This window comes from Streptomyces boncukensis, assembly GCF_011045075.1.
Classification (GTDB): Bacteria; Actinomycetota; Actinomycetes; order Streptomycetales; family Streptomycetaceae; genus Streptomyces; species Streptomyces boncukensis.
In genome coordinates, this window is the sequence record NZ_JAAKZZ010000061.1 from 1 (window position 1) to 23,055 (window position 23,055).

General features: G+C 72.2%; 22 protein-coding genes. 4 read left to right on the top strand and 18 right to left on the bottom strand.

Annotation, left to right across the window (positions count from 1 at the left end; translation table 11 throughout):
• Positions 1–710: class I SAM-dependent methyltransferase (locus G5C65_RS08900; RefSeq protein ID WP_165298174.1), on the top strand; the 710-nt coding region annotated here is incomplete at its 5' end.
• A 65-nt stretch (positions 711–775) separates the two neighbouring features.
• Here G5C65_RS08900 and G5C65_RS08905 read toward each other — a convergent pair.
• The 8 genes from G5C65_RS08905 to G5C65_RS08940 form a co-directional block, all read right to left on the bottom strand.
• On the bottom strand, positions 776–1,954 hold the full coding sequence (locus G5C65_RS08905; RefSeq protein ID WP_165298176.1) for an aldose epimerase family protein: 1,179 nt from the start codon (positions 1,952–1,954) through the stop codon (positions 776–778).
• Between the two features lies 1 nt (position 1,955).
• Positions 1,956–3,194 (bottom strand): multiple monosaccharide ABC transporter permease, encoded by a 1,239-nt coding sequence (mmsB, locus tag G5C65_RS08910; protein WP_165298177.1) that lies wholly within the window; start codon positions 3,192–3,194, stop codon positions 1,956–1,958.
• Between the two features lie 7 nt (positions 3,195–3,201).
• On the bottom strand, positions 3,202–4,737 hold the full coding sequence (gene mmsA, locus G5C65_RS08915) for a multiple monosaccharide ABC transporter ATP-binding protein (protein WP_165298195.1): 1,536 nt from the start codon (positions 4,735–4,737) through the stop codon (positions 3,202–3,204).
• A gap of 17 nt (positions 4,738–4,754) precedes the next feature.
• Entirely contained in the window at positions 4,755–5,864 is a 1,110-nt protein-coding gene (gene chvE / locus G5C65_RS08920) for a multiple monosaccharide ABC transporter substrate-binding protein (protein ID WP_165298178.1), read from the bottom strand.
• Between the two features lie 3 nt (positions 5,865–5,867).
• Positions 5,868–6,836, bottom strand: a complete 969-nt coding sequence (locus G5C65_RS08925; RefSeq protein ID WP_420903294.1) for a hypothetical protein — start codon at positions 6,834–6,836, stop codon at positions 5,868–5,870.
• A gap of 114 nt (positions 6,837–6,950) precedes the next feature.
• Complete coding sequence (locus G5C65_RS08930) at positions 6,951–7,988, bottom strand: alcohol dehydrogenase catalytic domain-containing protein (RefSeq protein ID WP_165298180.1); 1,038 nt, start codon at positions 7,986–7,988, stop codon at positions 6,951–6,953.
• On the bottom strand, positions 7,985–9,148 hold the full coding sequence (locus G5C65_RS08935; RefSeq protein WP_165298181.1) for an enolase C-terminal domain-like protein: 1,164 nt from the start codon (positions 9,146–9,148) through the stop codon (positions 7,985–7,987). Before G5C65_RS08935 ends, G5C65_RS08930 begins: the two co-directional genes overlap by 4 nt.
• Positions 9,149–9,284: 136 nt before the next feature.
• Positions 9,285–10,217: an SGNH/GDSL hydrolase family protein gene (locus G5C65_RS08940; RefSeq protein WP_165298182.1), complete on the bottom strand. Its 933-nt coding sequence runs from the start codon at positions 10,215–10,217 to the stop codon at positions 9,285–9,287.
• A 300-nt stretch (positions 10,218–10,517) separates the two neighbouring features.
• Between G5C65_RS08940 and G5C65_RS08945 the strand changes: the two genes are divergently transcribed.
• Complete coding sequence (locus G5C65_RS08945; protein ID WP_165298183.1) at positions 10,518–11,012, top strand: DUF3145 family protein; 495 nt, start codon at positions 10,518–10,520, stop codon at positions 11,010–11,012.
• 95 nt (positions 11,013–11,107) lie between these two features.
• On the opposite strand, the gene G5C65_RS08950 is transcribed toward G5C65_RS08945, so the two are convergent.
• The 5 genes from G5C65_RS08950 to G5C65_RS08970 all read right to left on the bottom strand — a co-directional run bounded on the left by G5C65_RS08950 (position 11,108) and on the right by G5C65_RS08970 (position 16,075).
• A complete protein-coding gene (locus tag G5C65_RS08950; RefSeq protein WP_165298184.1) occupies positions 11,108–12,373 on the bottom strand; it encodes a beta-ketoacyl-ACP synthase II in 1,266 nt (421 codons plus the stop codon).
• 86 nt (positions 12,374–12,459) lie between these two features.
• Entirely contained in the window at positions 12,460–12,708 is a 249-nt protein-coding gene (locus G5C65_RS08955) for an acyl carrier protein (protein ID WP_165298185.1), read from the bottom strand.
• Positions 12,709–12,782: 74 nt separating this feature from the next.
• The gene (locus tag G5C65_RS08960; RefSeq protein ID WP_165298186.1) at positions 12,783–13,817 is read right to left on the bottom strand and encodes a ketoacyl-ACP synthase III; all 1,035 of its coding nucleotides are present in this window, start codon (positions 13,815–13,817) and stop codon (positions 12,783–12,785) included.
• Between the two features lie 20 nt (positions 13,818–13,837).
• A complete protein-coding gene (locus G5C65_RS08965; protein ID WP_165298187.1) occupies positions 13,838–14,791 on the bottom strand; it encodes an acyltransferase domain-containing protein in 954 nt (317 codons plus the stop codon).
• 99 nt (positions 14,792–14,890) lie between these two features.
• Positions 14,891–16,075: a PucR family transcriptional regulator gene (locus G5C65_RS08970; protein ID WP_338146289.1), complete on the bottom strand. Its 1,185-nt coding sequence runs from the start codon at positions 16,073–16,075 to the stop codon at positions 14,891–14,893.
• A gap of 92 nt (positions 16,076–16,167) precedes the next feature.
• Between G5C65_RS08970 and G5C65_RS08975 the strand changes: the two genes are divergently transcribed.
• Positions 16,168–16,839, top strand: coding sequence for a pirin family protein (locus G5C65_RS08975; protein ID WP_206441415.1), 672 nt, complete (start codon positions 16,168–16,170; stop codon positions 16,837–16,839).
• A 14-nt stretch (positions 16,840–16,853) separates the two neighbouring features.
• Here G5C65_RS08975 and G5C65_RS08980 read toward each other — a convergent pair whose 3' ends face one another.
• The gene (locus G5C65_RS08980; protein WP_165298190.1) at positions 16,854–17,711 is read right to left on the bottom strand and encodes a serine hydrolase domain-containing protein; all 858 of its coding nucleotides are present in this window, start codon (positions 17,709–17,711) and stop codon (positions 16,854–16,856) included.
• A 90-nt stretch (positions 17,712–17,801) separates the two neighbouring features.
• On the opposite strand from G5C65_RS08980, the gene G5C65_RS08985 reads away from it, so the two are divergent.
• Positions 17,802–18,242, top strand: coding sequence for a MerR family transcriptional regulator (locus G5C65_RS08985; protein WP_165298191.1), 441 nt, complete (start codon positions 17,802–17,804; stop codon positions 18,240–18,242).
• On the opposite strand, the gene G5C65_RS08990 is transcribed toward G5C65_RS08985, so the two are convergent.
• The 4 genes from G5C65_RS08990 to G5C65_RS09005 all read right to left on the bottom strand — a co-directional run.
• Positions 18,221–19,459: an acyltransferase family protein gene (locus tag G5C65_RS08990; protein WP_165298192.1), complete on the bottom strand. Its 1,239-nt coding sequence runs from the start codon at positions 19,457–19,459 to the stop codon at positions 18,221–18,223. The genes G5C65_RS08985 and G5C65_RS08990 overlap by 22 nt on opposite strands.
• Positions 19,449–20,636, bottom strand: coding sequence for an alpha/beta hydrolase (locus G5C65_RS08995; RefSeq protein WP_165298193.1), 1,188 nt, complete (start codon positions 20,634–20,636; stop codon positions 19,449–19,451). The genes G5C65_RS08990 and G5C65_RS08995 overlap by 11 nt, the downstream gene beginning before the upstream one ends.
• A gap of 340 nt (positions 20,637–20,976) precedes the next feature.
• Complete coding sequence (locus tag G5C65_RS09000) at positions 20,977–21,708, bottom strand: response regulator transcription factor (RefSeq protein WP_165298194.1); 732 nt, start codon at positions 21,706–21,708, stop codon at positions 20,977–20,979.
• A partial coding sequence (locus G5C65_RS09005; RefSeq protein ID WP_420903293.1) for a sensor histidine kinase occupies positions 21,705–23,055 on the bottom strand: 1,351 nt, incomplete at its 5' end. The genes G5C65_RS09005 and G5C65_RS09000, both read right to left, overlap by 4 nt.

Genomic DNA, 23,055 nt, shown 5'->3' on the forward strand with positions numbered 1-23,055 from the left:
CCCTCGTGGACCGGATCGTGCGGGCGGCGCCCGGCCCCGGCCCCGCCCCCGATCTGCTCGACGTCGGCTGCGGCACCGGCATCGCGGCCCGGCAGTTCCGGGCGGCGGGCCGCACCGTGCTCGGCGTCGACCCCGACGCACGGCTGGCCGCCTTCGCGCGGCGCGCCGGGGTGGCGGTCGAGGTGGCGGCCTTCGAGGACTGGGACCCGGACGGGCGGGAGTTCGACGCCGTCGTCAGCGGTCAGGCGTGGCACTGGGTGGACCCGGTGGCGGGCGCCGCCCAGGCGGCGCGGGTGCTGCGGCCCGGCGGCCCGCTGGCGGCCTTCTGGCATGTGTTCCAGCCCCCGGCCGAGGTGGCGGACGCCCTCGCCGCCGCCTACCGGCAGGTGGCGCCCGACTCGCCCTTCGCCGCCCCCCTGGGGCGAAAGGCCACGGAGTCCTACGACGTGCTCCTCACCCGGGCCGCCGACGGGATACGGGAAGCGGGCGGCTTCCGCGAGCCGGAGGAGTGGCGCTTCGCGTGGGAGCGGGACTACACCCGGGACGCCTGGCTCGACCAGATGCGCACCCACGGCTCCCTCACCCGGCTCCCCGAGGACAGCACGGCGCGGGTGCTGGAGGCCGTCGGGTCCGCCATCGACGGTCTGGGCGGCGGCTTCACGATGCCCTACACCACGGTGGCCCTCACGGCGCTCCGCGGCTCCTGGTGAGGGGCGGCGGGGCCGCTGTCAGGGGGCGGCCCCGCCGCCGTCCGGGGGTGCGGCGGCGCGTCGCGTCAGCGGGTGCTGAACGCGTGCACCGTGGTCGTCCGGTACGTCTCCCCCGGGCGCAGCACCGTTGACGGGAAGTCCGGCTGGTTCGGGCTGTCCGGGAAGTGCTGGGTCTCCAGGCAGAAGCCGTCGCCCTGGCGGTAGGTGCGCCCGGAGGGCCCGACCCCGGTGCCGTCCAGGAAGTTGCCGGAGTACAGCTGCACGCCCGGCTCCGTCGTCGCGATCCGCATCACCCGCCCGGAGGAGGGCTCGCGGACGGTGACGAACGGCTGCGGGGACCGTGTCGCGCCCTTGTCCAGCACGTAGTTGTGGTCGATGCCCCGCCCGTACAGGATCTGCTGGTGGGCCTCGCGCAGGTCCTTCCCCAGCGGCTTGGCGCGGCGGAAGTCGAACGGCGAGCCCGCGACCCGGGCGAGCTCGCCGGTGGGGATCAGGGTCTCGTCGACGGGCGTGTAGCGCCCGGCGGCCAGCCGCAGTTCGTGGTCGTACACGTCGCCGCTGCCCTCGCCCGCCAGGTTGAAGTAGGTGTGGTTGGTGAGGTTGACGACGGTGGGCTTCGTGGTCGTCGCCTCGTAGTCGATACGGAAGTGCCCGCGCGGGGTCAGCGTGTAGTCCACGCGGACCGCCAGCTCGCCGGGGTAGCCCGCCTCGCCGTCCGCGCTGGTGTAGCGGAGGGTGAGGCCGACCCCGGAGCGCTTCTCGAACGGCTCGATGTCCCACACCCGGCGGTCGAATCCGTTCGGACCGCCGTGCAGGCTGTGCTCGCCGTCGTTCTGCGGCAGCTGGTGCGTCGTCCCGTCGAGGGTGAAGCGGCCGTCTGCGATGCGGTTGCCGTAGCGGCCGATGAGGGCGCCGAAGTGGTCGCCGTGCGCGACGTAGGCGTCCAGGGTGTCGAAGCTGAGCGAGATGTTGGCCCGTCTGCCGCGCCGGTCGGGCACCTCCAGGGTCTGCACCGCGCCGCCGAAGCTGAGCACCCCCAGCCGGGTGCCGCCGTGGGCCAGGGTCCACCGCTCCACGGCGGTGCCGTCCTCCAGGGTGCCGAAGTGCTCCTTGACCGGCCGCCGCATGGCCCCTCCCGTCCCGTGTCCGCCGCTCTGGGCCCGCGCGGTGCCGCTCAGCGCGCCTGCCGCCGCGAGGCCGCCCGCCGCGGCCAGGACCGTCCTTCTGCTCGTGTCGGTGTCCATCTCAGGAGCCCACCCTCCGCTTGTTCCAGACGTCGAAGGCGACCGCGGCCAGCAGCACCAGGCCCTTGATCACCTGCTGGTAGTCCGTACCGATGCCGACCAGGGACATGCCGTTGTTGAGCACGCCCAGCACCAGGCCGCCGATCACGGCGCCCAGTACGGTGCCGACACCGCCGCTCATGGAGGCGCCGCCGATGAAGCACGCCGCGATGGCCTCCAGTTCGAACACGTTCCCCGCGTTCGGCGTGGCCGCGTTCAGCCGCGCCGCGTAGACCACGCCCGCCAGCGCGGCGAGCACGCCCATGTTGACGAAGACCAGGAACGTCACCCGCTGGTCCTTGACGCCGGACAGCTTGGCCGCCGCCTTGTTGCCGCCCAGCGCGTAGATGTGCCGCCCGATGACCGCGTTCCGCATCACATAGCCCAGGCCGATCAGCAGCCCGCACATGATCAGGAGCACCACCGGCACGCCCCGGAAGCTGGCGAGCGTCAGCGTGAACGCCACCACGGCCGCCACGATGGCCACGCACTTGAGCACCCAGATGTTGAACGGCAGCACGTCCAGCTCGTACTGCACCTGACGGCGGCGGTCGCGCCACTCCTGGAAGAGCAGGAAGGCGGTCACGAGCACGCCCAGCACCAGCGTGGGGTTGTGGTACTGCGTGTACGGGCCCATCTCCGGGATGAAGCCCTGAGCGATGTTCTGGAAGCCCTCGGGGTAGGGGGCGATCGACTGGCCCTCCAGCACGATCTGGGTGGCGCCCCGGAAGAGCAGCATCCCGGCCAGCGTCACGATGAACGCCGGGATGCCCACATACGCGATCCAGAAGCCCTGCCAGGCCCCGGCCGCCGCGCCGATCAGCAGGGAGATGATCAGCGCCAGCACCCAGGGGAAGTCATGTTTGATGATCATGACGCCGGACATGGCGCCGACGAAGGCCACCAGCGAGCCGACGGACAGGTCGATATGGCCCGCGACGATGACCAGCATCATCCCCATGGCCAGGATGAGGATATAGCTGTTCTGCTGGATCAGATTGGAGACGTTGTTCGGCAGCAGCAGCGTGCCGTCCGTCCATATCTGGAACAGCACGATGATGAACGCCAGCGCGACCAGCATGCCGTACTGCCGCATGTTGGTGCGCAGGCTCCGCAGCAGCACGGCTCCGGGGGACCGGGACTGGCCCCCGCCGTCGCGGCCCGGGGGAGTGTCGGTGGGTGGCGTGGACGTGGTGGTCATGGGGGCCTCAGCTTCTGTCCTTGGTCATATGGCGCATGAGCACTTCCTGGGTGGCTTCCTCGCGGGGCACCTCGCCGGTCATCCGGCCCGCCGCCATGGTGTAGATCCGGTCGCACATCCCCAGCAGCTCGGGCAGCTCCGAGGAGATGAACAGCACCGCCTTGCCCCGCGCGGCCAGCTGGTCGATGACGGCGTAGATCTCGTACTTGGCGCCGATGTCGATCCCGCGGGTGGGCTCGTCCAGGATCAGCACGTCCGGGTCGGCGTGGATCCACTTGCTGAGCACGACCTTCTGCTGGTTGCCGCCGGAGAGCCGCTGCACCACCTCGAAGACCGTGGGCGCCTTGATGTTCATCGACTCGCGGTAGCGCTCCGCGACCCGCCGCTCCTCGTGCTCGTGCACCACCCCGCGCGGGGCGAGCCCCGGCAGCGAGGCCAGCGAGATGTTGCGGTTGATGTTGTCGATGAGGTTGAGGCCGTACGTCTTGCGGTCCTCGGTGACATACGCGATGCCGTGCTTGACGGCCTCCGGGACGGTCCTGGTGCGCACCTCGGTCTCGTCGACCTGGACGGTGCCGCTCTCGTACCGCCCGTACGAGCGGCCGAAGACGCTCATGGCCAGCTCCGTGCGGCCCGCGCCCATCAGGCCCGCGATGCCGACGATCTCCCCGCGCCGCACCGTGAGGGAAACGTTGTCCACGACCTTGCGCTGCTGGTCGATCGGGTGCCGGACCGTCCAGTTGGCGACGGACAGCGCCGTGCGGCCCGCGTCCTCGCCCGTGTAGCGGGTCCGCTCGGGGAAGCGGTTGTCGAGATCCCGGCCGACCATCCCGCGGATGATCCGGTCCTCGGAGACGTCGGCCGTCTCTCCCGAGCTCTCCCGCACGGCGAGGGTCTCGATGGTGCGGCCGTCGCGCAGGATGGTGACGGAGTCGGCCACCCGGCGGATCTCGTTCAGCTTGTGCGAGATCATGATGCAGGCGATGCCCTGCTCCCGCAGCTCCAGGATGAGGTCCAGCAGCTTGCCGCTGTCCTCGTCGTTGAGCGCGGCCGTCGGCTCGTCGAGGATGAGCAGCCGCACCTCCTTGGAGAGCGCCTTGGCGATCTCCACCAGCTGCTGCCGCCCCACCCCGATGTCCGAGATCCGGGTCTGCGGCTTGTCCGGCAGCCCCACCCGCCGCAGCAGCCCGGTGGCCCGGCGCAGCGTCTCGTTCCAGCTGATCACCCCGTTGGTGGCGACCTCGTTGCCGAGGAAGATGTTCTCGGCGATCGAGAGATGGGGGATGAGCGCCAGCTCCTGGTGGATGATGACGATGCCGCGCCGCTCGCTGGCGCGGATGTCCTTGAACGCCACGGGCTCGCCCCCGAAGAGGATCTCGCCCTCGTAGCTGCCGTGCGGATGGACCCCGCTGAGCACCTTCATCAGCGTGGACTTGCCCGCGCCGTTCTCGCCGCAGATCGCGTGGATCTCCCCGGGCGCGACGGTGAAGTTGACGTCGGAGAGCGCGGTGACCCCGGGGAAGGTCTTGGTGATGGCGCGCATCTCCAGGATGGGCGCCGTCACTTGAGCTGCCCCGCCTTGTAGGTGCCGTCGTCGATGAGCCGCTGGGTGTTGGACTTGTCGATGCTGACCGGCTTGAGGAGGTAGGCGGGCACGACCTTCTTGCCGTTGTCGTACGACTTGGTGTCGTTGACCTCGACCTTCTTGTCGTTGAGCGCGGCGTCGCCCATCTGGACGGTCTGCTTGGCGAGCTTGCGGAAGTCCTTGTAGACCGTCTGTGTCTGCTTGCCCGCGATGATGGACTTGATGGAGGCCAGCTCGGCGTCCTGACCGGTGACGAGGGGATACGGCTTGGACTTGGTGCCGTAGCCCGCGCTCTTGAGGGCCGAGAGGATGCCGATGGAGATCCCGTCGTACGGCGAGAGCACCGCGTCGACCCGCTCGGAGCCGTAGCTCTTGCTGATCAGGTCGTCCATCCGCTTCTGCGCGGTGCCGCCGTCCCAGCGCAGCGTGGTGGCCTGGTTCATCCTGGTCTGCTTGGAGCGGACGACCAGCTGGCCCTTCTTCAGGTACGGGCGCAGCACCTTCATGGCGCCGTTCCAGAAGTACCGGGTGTTGTTGTCGTCCGGTGAGCCCGCGAAGAGCTCGATGTTGAACTTGTCGTTCTTCTTCTCGTCCAGCTTCAGCTTGTCGACCAGGTACTGGCCCTGGAGCTCGCCGACCCGCTCGTTGTCGAAGGAGGCGTAGTAGTCGACGTTCTCGGTGCCGAGGATGAGGCGGTCGTAGGAGATCACCGGGATGTTGGCGTCCTTGGCGCGGCGCAGCACATTGGTCAGCGCGGAGCCGTCGATGGCGGCGATGACGAGCAGCCGGTGGCCCTTGGCGACCATGTTCTCCAGCTGGGCGACCTGGTTCTCCACCTTGTCGTCGCCGTACTGGAGGTCGGTCTTGTAGCCCGCCTTCTCGAACTGCTTCGCCATGTTCTCGCCATCGGCGATCCACCGTTCGGAGGACTTGGTGGGCATGGCCAGTCCGATCGTGCCGCCCTTGCCCTTGTCGGGCTTGTAGCGGCTGCCGCCCTTGGCCTCCTGGCCGCAGGCGGCGAGCGAGGCGACGAGCAGCGCGGCGGCGGACAGTGCGGCGGTGTGCCGTATGCGCCGAATACGCATGGGTCAGCTCCTCTCGGGGAGGGGGAAGCGCGTGAGCTCGCCCGGGAGGCGGGAGCCCAGCGGGGACATGCCGCCGTCGGCGCCGAGCCGGGCGAGCAGATCGAGGGCGAGACGGCCCCGGCGTACGCGTTCGCGGGCCGAGTCCAGGGCCACGTCGCGCAGCTGGGCACCGTAGGGGTAGATGCCCGGCGCCTTGCTGAGACCGAACTTCAGATAGATCGGCGCGCCCCGCCGGATCAGCTCGGCCGCGTCGTACATCCGTACATAGCCTCCGAGGTCGTCGGGGGCTTCCAGGTAGAAGTCCATCGGCGCCCGGCTGACCCTACGGATTTCGGTCAGGTGCTGGAAGGTCAGATCCGAGGGAATGTTCAGCGAGTCGGCGCCCAGCCGTTCGTGCAGGCGGTAGGTGACGGGGTTCACCGGGCCGATCAGCGCGGACACCTTGAAGGTGATCTCGGCGGGCAGTTCGCCGCTCGCCCGCAGCCGGTGCAGCAGCCACAGCACCCCCTCGTCGGCCACCAGCAGGCACTTCACACCGAGCGACGCGGCGCGCAGCGCGTCCTCCACGCAGGCCGCCACCGCGTCGTGGCCCCGGGCGCGCAGCCCGGCGCCGCCGCTGTCGCTGCGGGTGGCGGCCCCGATGTCCCAGGTGCCGCGCGGGCCGGTGAACAGGCACAGCTCGATGTCGTGCTGGGCGCACGCGTCGACCATCTCCGCGATCTCCGCGTCGGTCAGCATCCACACGCCGCTGCCCTGGCTGATCCGGTGGATCGGGACGTCCAGCGTGCCGGCCTCCTTGAGCACGGTGGCCAGGGCCTCCGGGCCCTCGCACGAGGGGATCTCGGTGCGCCAGGTGCCGCCGTCCGGGAAGGCGTGCGGCGAGGCGTCGTCGGGGTGCTCGGCGGGTGCGTCCAGGCCGAGCGCGGCCAGTGCCGCCGCGGCGGGGCGGCGGGGGCCGGGGGAAGCGGATATCACGGCACTCCTGACTGAGAGGTTGTTCGGTATTTCGGATGTCGTACGAGCCGATGGGCGCGACGCGCCGGGTCGGGGCTGCCCCCTGCTGCCCCCGGGCTTCCTTCCCCCGTGCTAAGGGCGCAGCAGGACCTTGCCCACTCCCGGGTCGCCGCTGCCGACGAGTCCGACGGCCTCCCCGAACCGCTCCAGCGGCAGCTCATGTGTGATCAGCCCCGCCGGGTCGAGCAGCCCGGCGGAGAACGCCCGTACCGCGTACGACCAGGCGGCGGACGAGGCGCCGAAGACGGAGCGGACGGTGAGCTGACTGACCGACAGATGCACCGGGTCGATGCCCACCGCTCCCGGCTCGAACATCCCCGTGAGCACCACCCGGCCGCCCCGCCGCGCCAGCAGGCAGGCGTCGTGCGCGGTGCGCGGCGCCCCGGCGGTCTCCACCACCAGGTCGTAGTCCCGCACCTCGTCCGCCGACTTGGCCATCTCCTCGGGCGTACGGGCCAGGGTCGCGCCCATCGTCAGCGCCAGCCCTCCGCGCTGCGCCCGCGGGTCGACCACCAGCAGCTCGGCAGGCGACGAGGCGGTGAGCAGCTGCACGGTCAGCAGCCCCAGCGTGCCCGCGCCGACCACCGCGACCCGCTCCCCGGGGCGCGGAGCGCCCGCCAGCACCGCGGCGGCGACCACCGCTGCGGGCTCCAGCAGCGCGGCGGCCCGCAGATCGGCGCCGTCCGGCAGCGGATGCAGCAGCCGGGCCGGCAGCACCAGCCAGTCCGCGAAGCCGCCGGGCTGGGTGAACCCGGTCTCGTCGTAGCCGCTGGTGCACAGGCTGGTGGCGCCCTCCCGGCAGCGTGCGCAGCGCAGGCAGGCGCGGAAGCCCTCGGCGACGGTCTTCCGGCCCACCAGCCCCGGGTCGACGCCCTCGCCGACCGCGTCGACGGTGCCGGACCACTCGTGGCCCGGGGTGACGGGGTAGCGCACATACCCCTCGGCGCGGGTGCCGTCGTACAGCTCGCGGTCGCTGGCGCACACCCCCGCCGCATGGACGGCCACGCGCGCCTCGCCCGGCTCCGGTTCGGGCCGCGGGCCGCTGACGAGCCGGTGCTGCTGCGGCCGGTCGACGACGATGGCGCGGGCCTTCGGCGGCGCTGACGTCACTTCTCCGTCCCCTCGGCCGGATTCCGCTTCTCCCAGCCTTCGGCCCACAGGTCGAACCGCGCGCGCTGCTGCGGGAATTCCGCCGCCGCCTCGGTGTCCAGCTCCACGCCGAGGCCGGGCGCCTGCGGCAGCTCGAAGTACCCGTCCACCACCTGCGGTGCCCCCTTGACGACCTTCCGGATCCCGGCGTCCGCGAAGTCGTTGAAGTGCTCCAGGATCTTGAAGTTCGGGGTGCAGCCCGCGAGTTGCAGCGATGCGGCGGTGAGCACCGGGCCGCCCACGTTGTGCGGCGCGACGAGCATGTAGTGGGTCTCGGCCGTCGCGGCGAGCTTGCGGGTCTCCAGGATGCCGCCGAGGTGGCCGAGGTCGGGCTGGATGATGTCGGCGGCCTGGGACTCGAACAGCTCGCGGAACTCGATGCGGTCGTGGATCCGTTCACCGGTGGCCACCGGCATGTCCACCCTGTCCGCGACCTTGGCGAGCGCCCTGAGGTTCTCCGGCGGCACCGGCTCCTCCAGCCACGCGGGGTGGAACGGCGCCATCTCCTTCGCCAGCCGCACCGCGGTGGACGGGCTGAACCGGCCGTGCATCTCCAGCATCAGCTCGGTGCGCGGTCCGATGGCGTCCCGCACGGCCTCGATGAGGGAGACCGCGTACCGCGTCGCATCGTGGTCCAGCTCGAAGTGGCCGGTGCCGAACGGGTCGATCTTCAGGGCGCGGTAGCCCCGCTCCACCACCGCCTGCGCGGCCTTGTGGTACGCCTCGGGGGTGCGCTCGGTCGTGTACCACCCGTTGGCGTACGCCTTCACCCGGTCGGTGACCTTGCCGCCGAGGAGCTGCCAGACCGGAACGCCCAGCGCCTTGCCCTTGATGTCCCAACAGGCCATCTCCACACAGGCGATGCCCGACATCACGATCTCCCCGGCCCGGCCGTAGTCGCCGTACTTCATCCGGCGCACCAGGTCCTCGACGGCGAACGGGTCCGAGCCGACGATGTGGTGGTCCGCCGCCTCGCGCAGATAGCCGAGCAGCGCGTCGGTGTGGCCCAGCATCCGGGTCTCGCCGACGCCGGTCAGCCCTTCGTCGGTGTGCACCTGGATATAGGTGAGGTTGCGCCAGGGGGTTCCGACGACATGACTGGAGATGTGGGTGATGCGCACGACAGTGACCTCTCGGTGTGTTCGAGATTTCGTAACACGTTCGAAATGCTGTCGCGAAATCTATTGAGCACGTCGGAGGCACGTCAATGCGTCGGAGCGGGGAAGTTCAGATTCTTCCCGCGGGCCCGCGCCGGGGTCAGCGGCGCTCGGTGATCCGCTCGTAGGCGAGCTCGGCCAGCTTGCCCTGGCCCTTCTTGTTGGGGTGGAACCAGTCCCACTTGCTGAGCTCGGACTTGGTGAAGCGGTAGGAGAAGACCGCGCCGTTGTCGTACCGGCACCGCCGGTCCTTGGCGCACTCGTCCTTCAGCACGGAGTTGTACGCCTTGACCCGGTCCCGTACGCGTGTGCGCCGGTCCGTGGCGGCCTGGTCCGTGGCGTCGGAGTCCTTGAGGACCGACTGGCAGATGCCCAGCTTCCACACCTGCTTGGCCAGCACGTTCTCCTTCCCCACCTCCCACAGCCGCCTGAGGTCCGGCACGCTCGACACATACACCTGGGTCGTGGGCCGCTCGGCGCGCAGCACCCGCAGCGCCCTCTTGAAGCCGGCGCGGTAGTCCGAGACGGACGTCATGTCCTCGGGGTTCTTCGCGCACGCGTCGTTGGCGCCGCTCATCACCGTGACCATCTCGGGCTTGGCCGCCGCGGCCTTCAGCATCTGCCCGGCGAGGTCGTCGATGACGGCGCCGGTCTTCGCGTAGTTCCAGCTCTTGCCCCCGGAGCTGCGGAGCAGCCGGTGCGCGAGGCTCTTGACCTCGGGCTCGCTGCCCGTGGCCCAGGAGACCTTCACACAGTCGGACAGCACCGAGCAGGCGTCAAAGCCGCGGGTGATGGAGTCCCCCACGGCGGCGAGCGAGTCCGGGCTCCGGTCCCAGATGCGGGTGGGCGAGGGCTTCGGCTTCTCGCTGCCGCTGTTCGAGCTGCCGGAGGAGGATCCGCCGCAGGAGGCGGCGAGGGTCGCCGTAGCCGCCAGGACGGCGGTGCAGGCGAGGGCGGAGCGGCTTCGTAAACGGCGCGACGGCCGGGTGCGCGAGCCGGTCCGGTCACCGGATTCGCTGCGGCATTCGCTCATCGAGCCCCCTGGTCGACTGGTCGGCGTCCGACGATACGTCACACGCTCTGTGCCGTACACACGGTAGCTTTGCTGTGGCGGGCGACCGCCGGGCGCACGCTGGCAGGGAAATATTACCTCGCGTCACTTCCTGTCCCTTTCGGGGAGAAATGAGCGCAGTGGTGTTTACTATTCGTAACCTCGGGAGCTGGTGAAGAAGTGACCGATGGTGCAAAAATGTCAGGCGCTGAACCGGCGCATGACCGGTAGGTGATCGAGGCCGCTCGGCGAGGCGACCCTCGGACCGCACTGGAGGTCCCGGTGACGACACGTGGAGTTCTGTACATCCACTCGGCGCCCCGCGCGCTGTGCCCCCACGTCGAGTGGGCCGTAGCGGGCGTACTCGGCGCCCGCGTCAGCCTCGACTGGATCAGACAGCCGGCCTCGCCCGGCACCTGGCGCGCCGAGTTCTCCTGGCAGGGCGACCCCGGCACGGCCTCCAAGCTGGCGTCCGCGCTGCGCGGGTGGCACCTGCTGCGCTTCGAGGTCACCGCCGAGCCGTGCCCCACGGCCGAGGGCGAGCGCTACAGCTCGACGCCCGAGCTGGGGATCTTCCACGCCGTGACCGGGCTGCACGGGGACATCCTGATCCCCGAGGACCGGCTGCGCGCCGCGGTGGCGCGGGCCTCGCGGGGCGAGAGCGACCTCGCGGCCGAGATCGCCCGCCTGCTGGGCAAGCCCTGGGACGACGAGCTGGAGCCGTTCCGCTACGCGGGCGAGGGAGCCCCCGTCCGCTGGCTCCACCAGGTGGTGTGAGCGCGTCCCGTCCCGGAGCGGGTACCGCCCTCGCATGTAAGGGGCGCCCTCCCGGGAGGGCGCCCCTTACACCGCCTGCTGTCCGAGCGGCTCGCTCAGACCGTGCGGAAGGCCAGCACCATGTTGTGGCCGCCGAAGCCGAAGGAGTCGTTCAGCGCGGCGATCCGGCCGGTGGCCGGCAGCTCCCGCGCCTCGCCGCGCACGATGTCCGCGTCCGCCTCCGGGTCGAGCTCGTCGATGTTGATGGTCGGCGGAGCCGTGCGGTGGTGCAGCGCCAGCAGCGTGGCCACCGTCTCCACCCCGCCCGCGCCGCCGAGCAGGTGGCCCGTCATCGACTTGGTCGCCGAGACGGCCATGTGGTCCACGTCGTCGCCGAAGACCTTGCGCAGCGCCCTGATCTCCGCCAGGTCGCCCTGCGGGGTCGAGGTCGCGTGCGCGTTGATGTGCGCGATCTCGGCCGGGACCAGTGTGGTGTCCGAGGTCAGGTTCTGCAGCGCGTGCGCGATGCCGTTGCCGGACGGCTCGGGCTGCACGATGTCGTGGCTGTCGGCGGAGATGCCCTGGCCGACGGCCTCGGCGTACACCCGCGCCCCGCGGCGCCGCGCGTGCTCCTCGGACTCCAGTACGATCAGGCCGGAGCCCTCGCCCATCACGAAGCCGTCCCGGCTCACATCGAACGGGCGCGAGGCGCCCTGCGGGTCCTCGTTGTTCTTGGACATCGCCATCATGTTGGCGAACGCGGCGATCGGCAGCGGGTGCAGTGCCGCCTCCGTGCCGCCCGCGATCACCACGTCGGCGCGGCCCGTGCGCACCATCTCGATGCCGTAGCCCACCGCCTCGGAGCCCGAGGCGCAGGCGCTGACCGGGGTGTGCACCCCGGCGCGCGCGTTGACCTCCAGGCCGACGTTGGCCGCAGGACCGTTGGGCATCAGCATCGGAACGGTGTGCGGCGAGACCCGCCGGAAGCCCTTCTCCAGCAGCGTGTCGTACTGGCCGAGCAGCGTGGTCACCCCGCCGATGCCGGACGCCACGATGGCGCCGAGCCGGTCCGGGTTGACCGAGGCGTCCTCGCCGGCGCGCGCGGTGAAGCCCGCGTCGGCCCATGCCTCACGGGCCGCGACGAGCGCGAACTGGGCCGAGCGGTCCAGCTTCCTGGCCTGGGGCCGCGGAATGGACTCGGTCGGCTCGACCGCGACGCGCGCGGCCATCCGCACGGGCAGGTCCTGCGCCCACTCCTCCTCCAGGAGGCGGACGCCCGAGCGTCCCGCGACGAGGCCCTCCCAGGTCGATGCGCTGTCGCCACCCAGCGGTGTGGTTGCGCCGATACCGGTGACGACCACAGTGCGATTGGTCGCGTTCACTGGAATTCTCTCTCCACTGGTCGGGGATGATCCCGTTTGAGCCACCCGGAGCGGCCGGATGGCGACAAACGCGTCAACAGGAGGGCTCAGCCCTGGTGCTTGAGGATGTACTCCGTGGCGTCCCGCACGGTCTTGAGGTTCTTGACGTCGTCGTCCGGGATCTTCACGTCGAACCGCTCCTCGGCGGCGACGACCACCTCGACCATGGACAGCGAGTCGACGTCCAGGTCGTCGGTGAAGGACTTCTCGGGCTTGACGTCCTCGGCGGGGATGCCGGCGATCTCGTTGACGATCTCGGCGAGACCGGCGACGATCTCTTCCTGCGTGGCGGCCATTGCGGCGCTCCTTCGATGGTTGCGGTGGTCCGCAGCGCCCGACGCCGTTGTACGGGGCTGCTGGGATCTTGTGACTAGGGGAGGGTAACGACCGTGGCCGCGTAAGCGAGACCCGCCCCGAAGCCGATAATGAGGGCGGTGTCGCCGCTCTTCGCCTGCCCGGTCGCCAGCAGGCGCTCCATCGCCAGCGGAATGGAGGCAGCGGAGGTGTTGCCAGTGGACTCCACATCGCGGGCGACCGTGACGTGCTCCGGCAGTTTGAGGGTCTTCACCATCGAGTCGATGATGCGCATATTGGCCTGGTGCGGGATGAAGACGTCCAGGTCCTGTGCCGTTATCCCGGCGGCGTCGAGGGCCTGCTGCGCGACCTTGGCCATCTCGAAGACGGCCCAGCGGAAGACCGTCTGGCCCTCCTGGCGCAGCGCGGGAAACTTCAGCTCGCCGTTCTCGCCGACCGGCAGCTGGGCCAGGTCGCCCACCCGGAAGCCGTCCCACGGGATGGTCTGCGAGATGACGTCCGCCTTGTCGCCCTCCGAGCCCCAGACGCTCGGCCCGATCCCCGGCTCGTCGGCGGGGCCGACGACGACGGCGCCGGCGCCGTCCCCGAACAGGAAGGCGGTGGAGCGGTCGGTGAGGTCGGTCAGGTCCGAGAGCCGCTCGGCGCCCACTACCAGCACATGCCGCGCGCTGCCGTCGGCGATCATGCCCTTGGCCAGCGTCAGCCCGTAGCCGAAGCCCGCGCAGCCCGCGTTGACGTCGAACGCGGCGGCCCGGCCGGCGCCGATCCTGTGGGCGATCTCGGTGGCGATGGCCGGGGTCTGCTTGAAGTGCGAGACCGTGGCCATGATCACGCCGCCGATCTCGCCGGCGGAGATGCCGGCGTCGGCGATGGCCTTGCCCGCCGCCTCCAGGGTCATCTCCGCGACCGTCTCCTCGGGGCTCGCCCAGTGCCGGGTCGCGATGCCCGAGCGGGAGCGGATCCACTCGTCGGAGGAGTCGATGTGCTTGAGGATCTCCTCGTTCGGGACGATCCGGGTCGGCCGGTAGCCGCCGACCCCGATGATGCGCGCGTACGGGGAGCCCTGCGGGGGCTTGATCTTCGCGGTCATGCTGGTCAGGACTCCTCGGTTCAGGAGGGCAGGTGCTCGGCGAGGAGCTCGCGAGCCGGGTCGAGGTCGCCGGGGGTCTTCAGGGCCAGCCTCCGCACATCGGGCATGGCCCGCTTGGCGAGCCCGGTGAGAGTGCCGCCGGGGCACAGCTCGATCAGTGTGGTGACCCCCAGCTCCTCGAAGGTCTCCATGCACAGGTCCCAGCGCACCGGCGCCGAGATCTGGTGGACCAGCCGCCGCACCACCTCCGGACCCGACTCGACGGTCCGCCCGTCGAGGTTGGACACATAGCGGACGTCCGGGTCGCCGGCCCGTACACCCTCGACGGCCTCCTCCATCGCGGAGGAGGCCGGGGCCATATGGTCCGTGTGGAAGGCGCCTGCGACCTTCAGCGCCACGACCCGCGCCTTGTCCGGGCGGTCCGCCGCGAGCGCGGCGAGCGCCTCCGAGCTGCCCGCCGCGACGATCTGCCCGGCGCCGTTCTGGTTCGCGGGCACCAGGTCCAGCTTGGCCAGGTGTGCGAGGACCACCTCCGGGTCCCCGCCGAGCACCGCGGACATCCCGGTCTCGCCGGTGCCGGCCGCCTCGGCCATGACCCGGCCGCGGGTGCGCACCAGCCGGAGCGCCGTCTCGGGCGTCAGCACGCCCGCCAGCGCCGCGGCGACGAGCTCTCCGACGCTGTGCCCGGCGACGGCGCCGACGGCCCGCAGCGGCCCGTCGGCGCCGGCCGCCTCCTCCAGCCGCCGGTCCAGCAGGACCTCGGCCGAGAGCAGGCCGGCGGCGACCAGGAGAGGCTGCGCCACGGCCGTGTCACGGATCGCGTCGGCGTCGGCCTCGGTGCCGTAGTGCACCAGGTCGAAGTCGATCGCGGCGGACCACTCGGCGAGCCGGTCGGCCGCGCCGGGAAGTTCGAGCCAGGGGGTCAGCAGGCCAGGCTTCTGAGCGCCTTGGCCGGGAGCGACGAGTACGAGCACTCTCTCACTCTCTCTTGTGGACTGTGGTCCCCGCCGGTGGGGACGGGGACGAAGAACCGGGAGGGGAATTGTGGACCCTGAACAAAAAGCGGGATCAGCCTAGGGCTGGCGCCCGTACTCGGCGAGCCTCCCGAGGATGAGCGCGATACGGAGCGTGAATGCGGACCGCACATCGGAGGGTGACCACCCGGTGACATCTGTCACACGTCGGAGCCGGTAGCGCACGGTGTTGGGGTGCACGAACAGCATCCGTGCCGCTCCCTCCAGGCTACTCGCCTGTTCGAGATAGACGCTCAGCGTCTCCAGCAGCGCGGAACCCGCCGCCTCCAGCGGTCTGTAGATCTCCTCCACCAGCAGCTCGCGCGCCACGGGATCACCCGCCATCGCGCGCTCCGGCAGCAGGTCGTCGGCGAGCACCGGGCGCGGTGCGTCCGGCCACGCGGCGCACGCCTTGAGCCCGGCCATCGCGGCCTGCGCCGAGCGCGTCGCCGCCAGCAGGTCCCCCACCACGGGCCCGGCCACCACCGGACCGGCGGCGAACGGCCCGATCAGGGACTTCGCGGCGCGCAGCGGGTCGTCCGAGCCGCCCGCGATCACCACCAGACGGCTGCCCAGCACGCCCGTCAGCACCTGCAGCTTGGCGTGCCGCGAGGCCCTGCGGATCGCCTCGACGGTCAGCTCGCTGTCCCCGTCCGGGGCCGTGCCCAGCACCACGGCGACGTGCTCGGGGGAGTTCCAGCCCAGCGCCGCCGCGCGGGAGACCGCGCCCTCGTCCGCCTCACCGGAGAGCACCGCGTTGACGACCAGCGACTCCAGCCGCGCGTCCCAGGCGCCGCGCGCCTCCGCCGCCTGCGCGTACACCTGCGCGGTGGCGAACGCGATCTCCCGCGCGTACACCAGCAGCGCCTCCCGCAGCACCGACTCGTCGCCGGGCGCGGCCACCTCGTCGATCGCGGTCTCGACGACCTCGATGGTGGTGCGCACCATCTCCACGGTCTGCCGCAGCGTGATCGCCCGGGTCAGCTCGCGGGGCGCCGTGCCGAACACGTCGGTGCTGATGGCCTGCGGGGTCTCCGGATGCCGGAACCACTCGGTGAACGCGGCGATGCCCGCCTGTGCGACCAGGCCGATCCACGAGCGGTTCTCCGGCGGCATCGCGCGATACCACGGCAACTGCTCGTCCATGCGCGCGATGGCCGCAGCCGCGAGCTTGCCCGAGGACTGCTCCAGGCGGCGGAGCGTGGCGGCGTGCGGGTGCTGGGACGGGTCTGTGGGTTCTGGCACGGAACAAGCCTGCCTCATTCCGCGGTGTGCGCGGGACCTGGGGCGAACCGCGCTCGCGGCGCACCGCAGGCGCGGCGTCTACGGTGGGGCCCATGACGCAGGTATGGCGAGCGGAGGACCGGTACCGGGGAGGCGAAGCGGACGCCGGGATCGACACCCGGCACGCCTTCTCCTTCTCCGGCCACTACGACCCGGACAACGTGCGCTTCGGACTGCTGGTGGCCTGCAACGAGGAGCGGCTCGCGCGCGGCGCCGGATTCGCCCTCCACCCGCACCGGGATGTGGAGATCGTCACCTGGGTGGCCGAGGGCGAACTGGAGCACCGCGACTCCACCGGCCAGACCTCCCTCGTACGCCCCGGCGACGTCCAGCGGCTCAGCGCGGGCAGCGGCGTGCGGCACACCGAGCGCAACGCGGGCGCGGGGCCGCTGCGGTTCGTGCAGATGTGGCTGGTGCCCGGCGAGTTCGGCACCCCGCCGGAGTACGAGGTGGTGCACGGCATCGCCGACAACACGCCCTTCGCGCTGCCCCGCACCGACGCGGTGCTGCACGTACGGCGGCTGGCCGCGGGCGCGCGCACGGCGGTCCCGGACGCGGCCTGGGCGTACGTCCATGTGGTGCGCGGCCAGGCGGTGCTGGACGGGGCGACCCTGCGCACCGGCGACGCGGCCCGTATCGCCGACGCACACGCCCTGGAGGCCCGCGCCGAGACGGACGCGGAGCTGCTGATGTGGGAGATGCACGCCGAGCCGGTGTACGGCTAGCGCGCTGGCGCGCGTCAGGCGTGTCGGGGGGAGCGTGCCGGGTCCCGCGCAGCGCCCAGTTCACGGAGCACGGCGTCGGTGAACTGGGGCCACGCCTCGACCGCCCAGGGGCCGAAGGCGCGGTCCGCCAGGGCCACACACGCCGCCCCCGCGTCCGGGTCGACCCACAGGAAGGTGCCCGACTGCCCGAAGTGGCCGAACGTCCGGGCGGAGGAGGAGGCCCCCGTCCAGTGCGGCGACTTGGCGCCCCGGATCTCGAAGCCCAGCCCCCAGTCGTTCGGCTTCTGCTGCCCGTAGCCCGGCAGCACACCGTTCAGCCCGGGGAAGACCACGGAGGTCGCCGCGTCCAGCGTCGAGCGGTGCAGCAGCCGCGGCGCCTGCAGTTCGGCCGCGAACCGGACCAGGTCGTCCACTGTGGAGACGGCGTCCTTGGCCGGGGAGCCGGACAGCTCCGTCGCGCGCATGCCCAGCGGCTCCAGCACCGCTTCCCGCAGATACTGCGCGAAGGGGATGTCGGTCGCCTTCGCGAGGTGGTCGGCCAGCGCCTCGAAGCCCGCGTTGGAGTAGATCCGCCGGGTGCCCGGCTCCGCCACCACCTGGTGCTCGTCGAAGGCCAGCCCGGAGGTGTGCGCCAGCAGATGCCGCACCGTGGCGCCCTGGGGGCCCGCCGGCTCGTCCAGCTCCACGGCGCCCTCCTCCAGCGCCAGCAGCGCCGCGTAGGCGCTCAGCGGCTTGGTGACGGAGGCGAGCTCGAAACGCTGCCCCGTGGGCCCGTGCGTCCCCGCGACAGCGCCGTCCGCACGTACGACGGCAGCGGCGGCCGTGGGCACCGGCCAGGTCTCGATCGTCCGCAGACTGTCCAGGCTCTCCATGGCACCGAGCCTAACGTCCGGGGACGCCGGGGAGCTCACGCGGATTTTGCCCTTGCTTGGAGTGCGCTCCAAGTCCGTAGCGTTCACAGTATGACGGTGATGGACACAGCGCGCGCGGATGTCTTGTACTGCCAGAACGAGGTGAAGCCCAACCCCCGCCCCGACGGGGAGGACAGGTACACGATCAGTGAGGTCGCGGCGGTCAGCGGCCTGAGCGCCCACACCCTGCGCTGGTACGAGCGGATCGGACTGATGCCGCACGTCGACAGGTCGCAGACCGGGCAGCGGCGCTTCAGCAACAGGGACCTGGACTGGCTGCGGCTCGTCGCCAAGCTGCGGCTGACCGGCATGCCGGTCGCCGACATGGTGCGCTACGCCGAGCTCGTACGGGAGGGCGAGAGCACGGTCGCCGAGCGCAAGGAACTCCTGCTGGCCACCCGCGAGAACGTGCTGGGCCGCATCGCGGAGCTCCAGGGCACCCTCGCGGTACTCGACCACAAGATCGACATCTATACGACGGCGAAGGCGTAGACGGCGAAGGCCCCGGCGAGCACGGCCGCCAGCGTGCGGCCGGCGCGCGGCACCCCCGTCCACGGCGCGTCGAACCGGCGCGTGACACTGCCCAGCGCGACCAGCGCCGTGGCGAAGACCGGCAGCCAGGCGAGCCGCGCCAGCACCCAGCCGAGCGAGTCCGGCGCCGTCGTCAGCCCGCCGAGCGCCCCCAGCGGCGCGCTCGGCAGGGCGACCGCCAGCAGCGCCGACTGGTGCCAGCAGAAGATCGTCATCGCCGCCAGATTGACGGCCACCACAGGCGCCCACAGCGCGGGCCGGCGCAGCAGCCGGGCGAGCCGCTCGCGCAGCAGTACCGCCGCGCCGCACTGCACCGCCGCCAGCGCGAGCACCAGCAGCGACGGCGGATGGGAGTTCGTCCGGTCCGCACCGGGAACGCCCACCATGGACGCCGGGTAGTGGAAGACGAGCAGCAGGAGCGCGAACAGCGCCGCGCCCGCACCGAGCAGGAAACCGCCGTGCCGGTCGCGCAGCCGCCCCTCGCCCCAGCTGACGCCGATCTGGTACGCGAACAGCCAGCCGGGCAGCAGGTTCACCAGGCCCACCCAGGAGGGCACATCCGCGGCGTACGGGCCGTAGCGCAGCAGGTCGACCACGGCGACCGTGCCGAGCAGCGGAGCGGCCGCCCAGGGGCCCAGCAGCCGGGTGGCGCGCACACAGTACGGCGTCAGCGCCGTGACCCCGGCGTAGATCCCGACGAACCACAGGGGCTGCACCACCAGCACCGCGGCCGTCCGCAGGGTGCCGCCCGGCACACCGGCCGCCGACAGCAGCGGGAGCAGCGCCGCCCACACGGCCGTCACCCCGAGCACCGGGCGGCCCAGCCGGACCAGCCGCCCGCGCAGCCACGCGCCCGTCGACGCGCCCCGGGCGCGGGAGCGCCGGTAGGACAGCACCGAGGAGTAGCCGCCCACCAGGAAGAAGATGCCCAGCATCTGCAGCACCCAGCTGGCCGGCGCGAACAGGTCGAGCGAGGCCAGCGGGCTGGCGTTGCGCAGCGTGCCGTCCGGGTCCCGGGTGAACCCGCCGAGCAGCCAGTGCCCGGCGGGCACGGACAGCAGTGCGAGAGCGCGCAGCCCGTCCAGGGCCCGGTCCCGGTGGGCGGGTGTGCGCGCCTCCACCGCGGCGACCGCCGCGCGTGCCCGGTGCCGTACGGGGGAGAGCGTGTCAGCGGACATCGTTGCACTCCTTCGAGGCGGCGGAGCAGTGGACGGAGCCGTACGCGTGCAGGGCGATGGAGGCGAAGTTGGCGAGCGAGTCGGTGCCCGGCGCGAAGTAGCCCGCGTGTCCTTCGGCCTTCGCCGAGGTGACCAGCCGGGCCCCGAACCCGGGGGAGGCCGGGTCGGCGCCGTGGCCCAGCCCGAGGAACTCCACGTTGGGCACCCTGCTGATCCAGTCCCCGGGGTCCCGGGTCGCCCAGACCCGGGCGGGCGAGTGCAGATCGGCCGCGGAGTCCGCGCGCATCCCGGGCGAGCCGAACACCACGAGGTCGCCGGCGTCCCGGCGGCTCAGCCGCCCGGCGGCCTCCCCGCACACGACCGAGCCGTAGCTGTGGCAGAACACCGCGGGGGCCGGGGCGCCGGTCCGCGCCATCCCCCGCAGAAAGCGCGCCAGCCGGGGCGCGCCCGCCTCGGCGAGCCGCCCGGTGGCGGCGTCCGGGCCGAGCCCCGAGGGCGTCGTGTAGCCGACCCATGCGACGACCGCCGTACGGGTGCCCGGCGCCCGCTCGGCCATCTCGGCGCGCAGCGACCGCGCCATTCCGGCGGGCTTTCCGTACCGGTTCCTGCCGCCGCGGTCGAAGGACGCCAGATCGATGTCGCTGCCCGGCACGACCACGGCGGTGCGCTCCGCGCGCGCCAGATCGCCGTAGACCTCGGCCACCTGCCCCCTGCCGCGCGGGTCGAACGCGAGGATCCGCCGCCCCGGGGACAGCAGCTCGGCGTACCGCGCGGCCTTCTTCCGGGCGTGCTGGTGGTCCTGCAGGGTGAGCTCCGGGTCGGCGGCGCGGCGCAGCGCCGCCGACCGCTCGGCGCGCAGCGCCAGCCGGTTCGCGGTGTAGCGCAGCCCGACGGGCGCGCCGTCGAGGTTGCCGACCGTGAGCGGGTGGCGGTGCGCGAGCGTCCGCCGCTGGGCGGGGGACAGCCCGGCGAAGAAGGAGGCGACGCGCCGCGGCCCCGCCGTGGCCGGGTCGGGGAGCTGCCGCCCCAGGGAGCCGTCGGCCCGCCAGGCGGCGGCACCGGGCGCGGGGCCGGTCACCGGCGTCTGCTCGGTGCCCAGCGCCAGCCCGGTCGTACCGCCGATGGCGGCCAGACAGAGCGCGACGGCGATCAGGGCGCGCTTGAGGCGGCGCTTCATAGGTGTGCTCCCTCCTGTGCGACAGAAGGGAGAGTGCGAGGACGCCCGCCGGCCGGGCGTCACACCGCAGAGCCAACCCGCGGGTGATACCGGGGTAGGGGGTGGACGAGCCGCGGCGCCGCCTTGTCAGGGGCACGGACCCGGCAAACCGTTCTCATGGCGCGCCCCGAAGGGGCGCGGGGCCCGTGTCCACAGCGGCTACGCCGCGGGGCGCGACCGGCTGCAGAGCACCCGCGGACTGCGACGCGTCAGCAAGGGGCAGCCCCTGCCCGGCACGGTCCCCCGGACACGGCCCGGCGGAGCCGGAACCGGCGAACCTGCCTCAGCCGGTGCCCGGCCGTCAGCGGTCGCCCGGCGCGATCAGCCCGGACTCGTACGCGAAGATGACCGCCTGCGCCCGGTCCCGCAGATCCAGCTTCGCGAAGATCCGGCTGACATGCGTCTTCACCGTCTGCTCCGCCAGCACCAGCGACTCGGCGATCTCCGTGTTCGACTGCCCCCTCGCGAGCAGTTCCAGGACCTCGGTCTCCCGCTCCGTCAGCCCGTTCAGCCGCAGCGCCGTGCGCGAGGGGCCCGCGGTGCGCGCGGCGCGCGCACCGGAGGAGCGGCCGCCGCCGCCTCCGCCCCGCTGCCTGGCGAACTCGGAGATGAGCCGCCGGGTCACGGAGGGCGCCAGCAGCGCCTCTCCCTCGGCCACCACCCGCACGGCGGCGATCAGGTCGGCGGGCGGCGCGTCCTTGAGCAGAAAGCCGCTGGCGCCCGCGCGCAGCGCCTCGTAGACGTAGTCGTCCACGTCGAACGTGGTCAGCATCAGCACCTTCGGCAGGTGGGCCACCCCGGGCGGCGGGTTCAGCAGCTGCCGTGCCGCCTCCAGGCCGTCCATCTGCGGCATGCGCACGTCCATCAGCACGACGTCGGGGTGCGCGCGGCGGCACAGCTCGACGCCCTGTGCGCCGTCCGGCGCCTCGCCCACGACGTCTATGTCGCTCTGCGCGGCGAGCAGTGCGGCGAATCCGGCCCGCACCATGGCCTGGTCGTCGACGATGACCACGCGGGTCACTCCCGTACTCATGCTGCTGTCGGGTCCTCTCCGTTCCGGCCGTCAGGGTTCTGCTCCTCGTGGGCGTCCAGCGGGAGCCGCGCGGCCACCCGGAAGCCGCCGTCCGGCAGCGGCCCGGTGTCGAGGTCGCCGCCCACGAGCCGTACGCGCTCCCGCATGCCCACCAGGCCGTGCCCCGTCCCGGAGGTCTCCAGGGGCGCCCCCGCGGGCTCCGGCGGGGGCCCGTTGACGACGAGGACGGTCAGCGTCCCGGGGCCGCCGATGACGGAGACCCGGGTGGCGGCGCCGGGCGCGTGCCGTACGACGTTCGCGAGCGCCTCCTGCACGATGCGGTACGCCGACAGCGCCACGGCCTGCGGCAGTTCCGGCGCGTTCCCGTCCGGCCCCTCCGCGAGCCCGTCGACGGCCAGTTCGGCGGGCACGCCCGCGCGTACGGTCGCCTCCACCAGCTGCTCCAGCTTCTCCAGGCCCGGCTGCGGCTCCCGCTCGCCCCGGGCCTCCTCGCTGCGCAGCACCCCCAGCAGCCGCCGCATCTCCGCGAGGGACTCGCGTGCCGTGGCGGCGATGGTGCCGAACTCCTCCCGCGCCTCGTCCGGGATGCCGGAGATACGGAACGGCGCGCTGTCCGCCTGGACGGTGATGACGGACATGTGGTGCGCGACCACGTCGTGCAGCTCCCTGGCGATGCGGGCGCGCTCCTCCAGGAGCGTCCGCTGGGCGCGCTCCGCCTCGCTGATGGTCTCCTGCTCGGCCAGCCGCCGCTGGGCCTCGGATCGCTCGCGCAGCGCGCCGCCGAGCAGCAGGACGATCCCGCTCAGCACGATCAGCAGCACATTGGTGCCGTCGCTGCGCTCCGTGGCGACGAACCCGAGCCCCAGTGAGGCGATGACCGTGACCAGCCAGACCGCCACCAGGGTGCGTCGACTCTCACGCAGCGCCAGGCCCAGACAGAGCACCAGATAGCCGACGATCACCATCGGGGTCCAGGGCCAGGAGCGCTCGTCGAGCCCCGGCGCGCCGAGCAGCACGAGGGCGCCCGCCACATCGGCGGTGCACACGATCCACCAGGCGATCAGCGGGCGGGTGGCGGCCAGCAGCAGCGGAGCCGCCTGCGCGACGCCCAGCGCGCCGGCGAGACCGCCGTTCACGCCGTAGTCGTCACCGAGCACCTGGATGGTGACCGGGAGCAGGACGACGGTGAAGGCGACCGCGACGGCGTTCGGCAGCACCCCCAGCAGGCGCGAGGAGCGGTGGGCGAACAGCGGCGCGGTGGAGCGCGCCGGAGTGGTCAGATCGGCGCCCAGGGAGCGCAGCAGTTCGCCTGCCGACCGCAGGGCCTGGCGCGGCCGGGCGGGGGGC

Coding starts and splice junctions, on each gene's coding strand:
- G5C65_RS08905 (WP_165298176.1), bottom strand. CDS start 1,954: ATGGACACCGACACGAGCAGAAGGACGGTCCTGGCCGCGGCGGGCGGC.
- mmsB (WP_165298177.1), bottom strand. CDS start 3,194: ATGACCACCACGTCCACGCCACCCACCGACACTCCCCCGGGCCGCGAC.
- mmsA (WP_165298195.1), bottom strand. CDS start 4,737: ATGCGCGCCATCACCAAGACCTTCCCCGGGGTCACCGCGCTCTCCGAC.
- chvE (WP_165298178.1), bottom strand. CDS start 5,864: ATGCGTATTCGGCGCATACGGCACACCGCCGCACTGTCCGCCGCCGCG.
- G5C65_RS08940 (WP_165298182.1), bottom strand. CDS start 10,217: ATGAGCGAATGCCGCAGCGAATCCGGTGACCGGACCGGCTCGCGCACC.
- G5C65_RS08955 (WP_165298185.1), bottom strand. CDS start 12,708: ATGGCCGCCACGCAGGAAGAGATCGTCGCCGGTCTCGCCGAGATCGTC.
- G5C65_RS08960 (WP_165298186.1), bottom strand. CDS start 13,817: ATGACCGCGAAGATCAAGCCCCCGCAGGGCTCCCCGTACGCGCGCATC.
- G5C65_RS08975 (WP_206441415.1), top strand. CDS start 16,168: ATGACGCAGGTATGGCGAGCGGAGGACCGGTACCGGGGAGGCGAAGCG.
- G5C65_RS08980 (WP_165298190.1), bottom strand. CDS start 17,711: ATGGAGAGCCTGGACAGTCTGCGGACGATCGAGACCTGGCCGGTGCCC.
- G5C65_RS08985 (WP_165298191.1), top strand. CDS start 17,802: ATGACGGTGATGGACACAGCGCGCGCGGATGTCTTGTACTGCCAGAAC.
- G5C65_RS08990 (WP_165298192.1), bottom strand. CDS start 19,459: ATGTCCGCTGACACGCTCTCCCCCGTACGGCACCGGGCACGCGCGGCG.
- G5C65_RS08995 (WP_165298193.1), bottom strand. CDS start 20,636: ATGAAGCGCCGCCTCAAGCGCGCCCTGATCGCCGTCGCGCTCTGTCTG.
- G5C65_RS09000 (WP_165298194.1), bottom strand. CDS start 21,708: ATGAGTACGGGAGTGACCCGCGTGGTCATCGTCGACGACCAGGCCATG.